The organism is bacterium (genome assembly GCA_022616075.1).
Taxonomy (GTDB): Bacteria; Acidobacteriota; HRBIN11; order JAKEFK01; family JAKEFK01; genus JAKEFK01.
Map to the genome: position 1 here is coordinate 20,600 of JAKEFK010000334.1, position 6,941 is coordinate 27,540.

The window sequence follows — 6,941 nt, forward strand, 5'->3', positions numbered from 1 at the left end:
AGCATTCTCCGCGGGTGAATATCTTGGTGAATATCTTTATGGTAACGTCACGTTTTTGTTACAGGCACTCCTCACAGATCGCGAAGCGAAAGTGCTTTCAATGCAACGGACTGATCTGTCAGAGTTGTCAGGTAAAAATTGACCATCATCTGTTTTGCGGAAATGCATGTTATGAGGCATATATAAATGCGCTTAACGGAAAGGGCAGAAGCGCTTACAGACATTTCGCGATGTATGCGACGCTGATCCTGCTGCTCAGTGGATTCGTTTACTTTGCACTACTTGCGGACGCGTTCTACAGCGGAGGCGATCTGCAAGTAAAACCGAATCTCACACAAATTGCACCCTCCCTGCCCGTGGATATGCAGGAGAAACCAACGGAAGAAATCATGATCAGCAGGCCGTTAAATGGAACGAAGTGCCTTTCGCAGACCATACAGGTCGAAGGGCGCGCGCCGAGTAATTCTGTGGTGGCGATTTATCTCAACGGTACTTTGATAGATAACACCGTTGCCCGCGAAGGACACTATCGTTTCGCGCAGGTGCCTTTAACCAAGCATGCCAACGTTCTCCAAACACGCTTTTATGCAAATAACGGTTCCTCCGATTCGTCATCGGCAATCATGATTTTTAATCAGGATTCCAAGCGCGCACCGGCAGAGAATTCCCCATTCTTTCAGAATTCTTCCGATAATATTTCGCGTGGCAATTTGGACCGGCGGGAGCTTGTGATGACTTTCGAGGGAGGCTTCGAAGCCAATTCCTGCGCGGCCATCCTCAAAACCCTGGAGGAAACAAAGATTCACAGCACTGTATTCTTAACCGGGGAATTTATCGAGAAGTACCCGGACTTTACGCGAGAGCTCGCCCAGAAACACGAAGCGGGAATTCAGGTAACCGCCCCCACTTCGATAAACAGAGGGGAATTGCAAAATCAGTTGCGCAAAACCGAGGAAATATTTCATGCCGTTACGGGAAAACGAATGGCGCGCCTCTGGCGCGCTCCGTCCGGCGAACACAACGTTGAATTCCGAAAGTGGGCTGCGGAATTGGGATTCGTTCACGTTGCATGGACCGCAAACGCCGCGACGAATCAAAACATGGATGGCCTGGATTGGGTGACCAATGCAGATTTTCCTGGTTATTTCCCTGCCCTCTTGATCAAAGATCGACTGGTGAGTTTTGGTCAGAATGAAGTGGAACAGGCAAATGGCGCGATCATCCGCATGCAGCTGGGAAGTAAGCGCGCGTCCGGAGACCTGCTCGATCAGTGGCTGCCGGAAATTATCAAGACATTTCGTCAAAGGGGTTATCGTTTCGTAACCGCAAGTGAACTGATTGATGCAAACGCGCCATGATAGGAATCGCCGATCCTCAACAGATAACGCTGCAACCGGACCAGCGGTTTTATTGCACCTGGCCATGGGAAACGGTTGTGTTGATGTCTGATGGAACCATCGTTTGCGGTTGTGCCGATCCTTTTAAAAAGCGACCCGCAGGCAATGCCGCAATCCAGAGTATTGCCGAAATATGGAATGGTCGCGTATTTCAAGAACTCCGCAGAGGCTTTCATACCAACAACCCGCACCTTTGCACACATTGCAATTTGATTCAGGTCGTGCCGAAATCAGGGCCGAAACCGCCAGACGAAGTAAATCTCTCTTACCTCCCGCGGCGGTTGTTCGTTGAACCGTGCATTTCCTGTAATCTTTCCTGCTACGAAGCCTGCTGCAATCACGAAAACGGGATCCATTTCACGCGGCATAATCGATTGCTGGATTACAAAGTGTATACAAGAGTCATCGACGAAATTGGCTCCAACCTTTTTCGTATCGATTTTTTTAATTACGGTGAAAGTTTTATTCATCCTAAAGCGATCGACATGATTGCTTATGCCAAAACACGCCATCCACAAATCTATCTTTTCTGCAGCACCAATGGCCTTCTCTTGAACACTGAAGAAAAACTTCAGCGGCTGGTTCGTTCAGGAATCGATGAAATCACTTTTTCTGTGGATGGAGCGCGCCAGGAGAGCTATCAAAAATACAGAAGGGGTGGCGATTTCGAAAAAGTTTTGCGGATCATGAAGCGGCTCGTAGAAGTCAAAAAAGAGCAACAGAGTGAAACTCCCTTCATCAACTGGCGATATATTTTGTTTCGCTGGAATGACAGCGATGAGGAGATGAATCTCGCGCGCAGTCTTGCCGCGGAGATCGATATCGACAAACTTTGCTGGGAAATAACAGATCATCCGGAAAACAGCGCATCGGAGCGTTTTGTGGCCGGACGCCCGGAATACGAAAATATTCGTCACGAAATCTGGAGCGCGCTGGGAAATGCTATGCCACAGAAAACATTGCATGCTACTATTAAACCGAAAGGCCGTTTGTGGCGGGCCAAAACAGGCGAGCCTTTTTATTGTGCTGCGGAAGTTCAGAATACCGGAGGCGCCGTTTGGAAAAATACTTCCCAGAAAAACCGGAGACATATCACGCTGGGAATTCAGCTGCTGGACGCTGACAAAAGATTGCTGAATCGCGATTTTGCGCGTCTTTTTCTTCCGGAGCCTCTTGCAGCAAATGAAAGCGCCGTCTTTGACATTCGCGCAAAAGCGCCGGAAAATAAAGGCAGCTACTGGTTGAAGCTCGACATGGTGTGCGAAGGCATCGAGTGGTTTGAAAGCTGCGGAAGCACGCCAGCCTATTTGGAACTTCAGGTCCACTGATCTCTTCCATCATTTGCCAAAAGATTCACCGCAGAGAGCGCTGAGAGCGCAGAGTTAGGAATAAGTTTTTTGATTCCTTCTCAGCGTTCTCTGCGTACTCTGCGGTGAGATAGGAGGCAAAAGATGGAGATTTACCTGCTGAAAGAACCCCGCGCAAATTACCCCGAGCGCCAGAAAGTGCTCGAACGCCTGCTGCACTGTATCTGGTCCGAACAGCTTTTTAGAAAAACATTGAATGTAGAAGGCCAGACCCTGTTAATTTCTTCGCCCGGCTGGTGGAACCTGGAGGCCGGACCGGACTTCCGTAACGCCGAAATGTTTCTCAACGGTCAACGGTTGTGCGGCGATGTGGAAATACACCTGAATAGCGAAGACTGGTACCATCACGGCCATCATCACGATGCCCGGTACAACGGCGTTGTTATGCATGTCGTACTATACAAATCGCAAAGACTATGCACGAAACAAAACGGAGAATCCGTTCTTCAGCTGGAAATGAAAGATTCTTTGCTGGAAGAGCTGCGGCTGCTGCAACAGAAGATTCCCATCTATCAATTCCCCTTCGGGCCGGAGGTAAATGTCCGCCTTTGCAGAAAATTCCTGGAAGAGCAGGAGGAAGAATCCCTGCTCAGGATTCTCGACTCTGCGGGCGATCTACGGATGAGGCGGAAGAAGGAGGACTTTCTTCAGCGCATCCAGAGCGGCGGTTTCCTTCAAACGTTCTACGAAGGAATCATGGAAGGAATGGGTTACAAACAATCGCGTTACGCATTTCGGGAGCTTGCCAGGCGTGTTCCCCTGGAGGATTTGATTCAATACGACCAATCCACGCGCAGGGGAATCGATTCGATGGCTGCAGTATTACTGGGAACCGCGGGACTTTTGCAGGACATTTCGCAGACAGAATTCGATGCGGAAACCAACCATTACATGGAAGAGATCCGGCGTTACTGGAAGCGCGCGGAATCCCGATTTCTGGAAAAGCGACTGGTCGGTTTCTGCTGGTATCCTTCCAGCACCCGACCTGCAAATTTTCCTGCGCGGCGTCTTACTGCCATTGCCGCTTTCTTTCACTACTTCGGACGTTCCCTCCTCTCACTTCTGTTGCAACCTTTGCAACCTCAAAGTGACCCGCCTAAGGCGCGACAGATTCTTCAAAGCTGGCTGGAGCTTTTTTCAAAACCGATTCACATTTACTGGTCCTATCATTTTCAATTTGACGGGAACAAGTTTTCCGCGCCCAAACGATTGATTGGAAAGGAGCGAAGCAAAATCCTTGTTGTGAATGTTGTGCTTCCCTGCCTGCTTGCGTTGTCCGAAATGAACGGCGACAACAGACTCGAAGCGCTTTTGCATCAAATTTATCGTCATCATCCGCTTCTCTGCGAAAACAGCATCACGCGCTTGATGAAGCACAGGTTGTTTGGAGTTACGGATCGCGCAAAGACCTTGATCCGGACAGCCCACCGCCAACAAGCTTTACATCACTTCTTTTACGATTTCTGCGACAACCGTGAATCTTCCTGCAGCCGTTGCGAACTTGCCCACGAAGTGCCCATCCAAGAGGAATAAGATTGTAGCAAAGTAGCGCGGGGGTCTCGCCTGCAAGCTCACGCAGACGAGGACGTCCGCGCTACTTCGTTAAATCAGCCTGAATTTGGAGCGGATGCCGCGTTCGTGACAGGCGGCGCAATTGCCGTGAATCCTTCTGCGGCGGCGGATTTGAATTCCGCATCGGGAACAGGCGTACGTATAGCGGAAGTCCCGGCGCAACGAATGAGTCCGCTTAACAAGATCCGGAAAATGGCGCTGCACATCTCCTTCGAGGCCGATTCGCTTCAATTCCTGCCGGAATCTTTTTCCGTGCCCTGCATAGCGAATGTGAATCATTTCGTGACTGAGCAGGGCAAGAATTTCATCCATGGGACGATCTTTAAAAATGCTGCTGATGCGAATCAGTTGCCTTCCACGATAGCAGGCGCCCCAGGTTGTAATCATTCGATTGGACCATTCGCATCGAAAATAAGGCAGACGGCCTTGCCAATATTTTCTATTCAAAAACTCAAAGAGACGGCGGAGATCGTAATTGCTCGCTTGCAGAGTTTGCGGCGCAAAAAGCTCGAGTTGTTGCACGTTACCAGATGAGTGAATCAGAGAGTTCATGGAGCCGGATTTGTCCGCTCTGCAGCCGCAAGTTGGAATATTTTGCCAGCATATTTTGTAGATTCATGATCTGTGTTTCTGTCAGGCGGAAAACTCCCATCGGTCCATACATTTGATGAAATCGCTGTTCATCGTAAACCACGTAACGAATCCCCTGTCTGCGAATGCGCCGGAAAAGTTCCTCAGGGCTGGTGGCCTTGCGAAGGTCATCCAGCACTGCAGTGGAATCATAGCGACTTCCAACAATCACAGGCTGCTTGTAATAAGCAACTCTGTTCTCGCCGAGCAATAGAATATCACCGCGAACCGATTCGTCAGCATTCAGTTTCATTACAATCGGATAGTAATCCAGGTGAGCTGTCAAAAACTCTTTCTGGGTTTGCAAAGGTGAAATGAGAAATGAAGATGAGGGATCTGCTCCCTTAAAAAACTGAAGGAGTGGAACGGCCGTTGCGATCACGCAAGCTGCCCAAACCATCCAAATCTGTTTTGGCCAGCGGATGTACAGATATCGAAAAGCAAAATAGCAAACCGGAAACAAAACGAGATAAACACCAAGAAATTGCGGGAAATTCTTGTAGACAAAAAACCAGGTGATGTAACAGGCAAGACCATAAAACAACAGGTGGTTCACAACTCGCAGCTTTCGGGAAAAAGGATAGACCCCGACAGATAGAAGCAGGACCAACCCGATCCCTTGCGGATCAAACACCAGAGCAACGAATCGAGATAGAGCATTCATGAGGCCCCCGCCCGGGCTCATGACTTCGCTTACAAAATAAACGGATTGAGCGGGAGTCCAACTGCCCTCCCCAAAAATTCCGGATAGCGCCGGATAAAATGGATCTTTGTATTGCATTCCGTTTCGAACCGGAACCGCGAGCCAGAAGAGAAATGTCGTTGCAACGATGAGCCCAAATGCTTTCCAATTCTCCCTGGTAAATTTCCATCCGGACAAGCCGAACCATAACAGCGCGATCCAGGGTATGTAAAAAAATGCGGCATATTTGGTCCAGAGCGCAAAAGCCAGAAGCAACCCGATGTTCCAGATTTTTAGCGTTGTCATCGAGTCATATTCCTTGATCAGAGAAGCGATCGCTGCGCAAAAAAACAGCGCCATCAAAAGATCATGTGTCTGCTGATGAAATACTGCAAAAACAACTGGCGCCAGCAACATAGGAATGACCAGCAATTCCATTCGTGTCATGAACATCAAATCCGTTTGATAATCGTGATCCTTGCCATTTCCGCCCGCGAAAACCGGTTCTGTAATGAACCAGCGCAAAAGAGAAACTATGATAGAAATGATTTGAAAATAAAGCAGCAGAGTGAATACTTTCACGCCAATATCAACACCAACTGCGGAAAACAGAAGGGTCAGTGCAGATCCAAAGGGAGGAAGAGAGGAATAGAGGTTCTCAGGCAAAGTGAGGATTTTGCCGATTGCCAGGTAGTGATGCGGAAGTCCCAGATAATATTCGAGAGTGATAGGATTCAAAGAAGGTGAAAAGCTGGACCAGAATCCAAGAAGGATCAAAGGTGTTGCCCAAAAATAATTCCTGTTGATCCGGTAAGCAAGAACCGGCAATTCGAAAGCAGAGAGAAGTGCCAGACAACCCCAAATCACATAAAAAATGGATCGAACCGTAGAGAATGATGCGGCAAAGAAAGTAAGAATCAACGCGCATCCCAATCCGATCGGAAAATACAGCGACTGATCGGGTGTTTTGAAGATAAAAAAGGAAAGACGTTTTCCCAGGCCATAGGAGCCAAGGAACAACACCAGCGCCAGAACGAGGCCCATCAAATACTGCCAGCGATCTTTAAAGACCAGAGCGGCAATAGCATAAGTGAAAACGAAGAGGTAGGCTGGATAACTCTTCTTGCGAGACTCGAACGTAATTACCATCGGCAGAATTTCAGATTAACATACTGATCAAGGGCAAGCTCACGGCTCGTACTACTGACGTTGAACTTCTTGTTTTTTTAGAAGGATTTTCGCAAAAGGATATTAAACCGCAGAATATCGAACAAAGGAACTCCGAACCGCAGA

At 48.6% G+C, this 6,941-nt stretch carries 5 protein-coding genes; 3 read left to right on the top strand and 2 right to left on the bottom strand.

What is annotated here, in order from left to right:
• The first annotated feature begins 230 nt into the window (after positions 1 to 230).
• From L0156_26090 to L0156_26100, 3 genes are all read left to right on the top strand, one after another.
• Positions 231 to 1,358 carry a polysaccharide deacetylase family protein gene (locus tag L0156_26090; GenBank protein MCI0606470.1) on the top strand — a complete coding sequence of 376 codons (1,128 nt, stop codon included), beginning with the start codon at positions 231 to 233 and terminating at the stop codon, positions 1,356 to 1,358.
• On the top strand, positions 1,355 to 2,725 hold the full coding sequence (locus L0156_26095; protein MCI0606471.1) for a radical SAM protein: 1,371 nt from the start codon (positions 1,355 to 1,357) through the stop codon (positions 2,723 to 2,725). The genes L0156_26090 and L0156_26095 overlap by 4 nt, the downstream gene beginning before the upstream one ends.
• A 123-nt stretch (positions 2,726 to 2,848) precedes the next feature.
• Entirely contained in the window at positions 2,849 to 4,297 is a 1,449-nt protein-coding gene (locus L0156_26100; protein ID MCI0606472.1) for a DUF2851 family protein, read from the top strand.
• Between the two features lie 69 nt (positions 4,298 to 4,366).
• On the opposite strand, the gene L0156_26105 is transcribed toward L0156_26100, so the two are convergent.
• Together L0156_26105 and L0156_26110 are read right to left on the bottom strand one after the other, a co-directional pair.
• Positions 4,367 to 4,888 carry a SprT-like domain-containing protein gene (locus L0156_26105; protein MCI0606473.1) on the bottom strand — a complete coding sequence of 174 codons (522 nt, stop codon included), beginning with the start codon at positions 4,886 to 4,888 and terminating at the stop codon, positions 4,367 to 4,369.
• Entirely contained in the window at positions 4,860 to 6,797 is a 1,938-nt protein-coding gene (locus L0156_26110; protein ID MCI0606474.1) for a hypothetical protein, read from the bottom strand. Before L0156_26110 ends, L0156_26105 begins: the two co-directional genes overlap by 29 nt.
• Between the last annotated feature and the right edge of the window lie 144 nt (positions 6,798 to 6,941).

What these genes read in the sequence shown, in the direction of transcription:
- L0156_26110 (MCI0606474.1), bottom strand. Translation starts at nt 6,797, where the DNA reads ATGGTAATTACGTTCGAGTCTCGCAAGAAGAGTTATCCAGCCTACCTC.
- L0156_26090 (MCI0606470.1), top strand. Translation starts at nt 231, where the DNA reads ATGTATGCGACGCTGATCCTGCTGCTCAGTGGATTCGTTTACTTTGCA.
- L0156_26095 (MCI0606471.1), top strand. Translation starts at nt 1,355, where the DNA reads ATGATAGGAATCGCCGATCCTCAACAGATAACGCTGCAACCGGACCAG.
- L0156_26100 (MCI0606472.1), top strand. Translation starts at nt 2,849, where the DNA reads ATGGAGATTTACCTGCTGAAAGAACCCCGCGCAAATTACCCCGAGCGC.
- L0156_26105 (MCI0606473.1), bottom strand. Translation starts at nt 4,888, where the DNA reads ATGAACTCTCTGATTCACTCATCTGGTAACGTGCAACAACTCGAGCTT.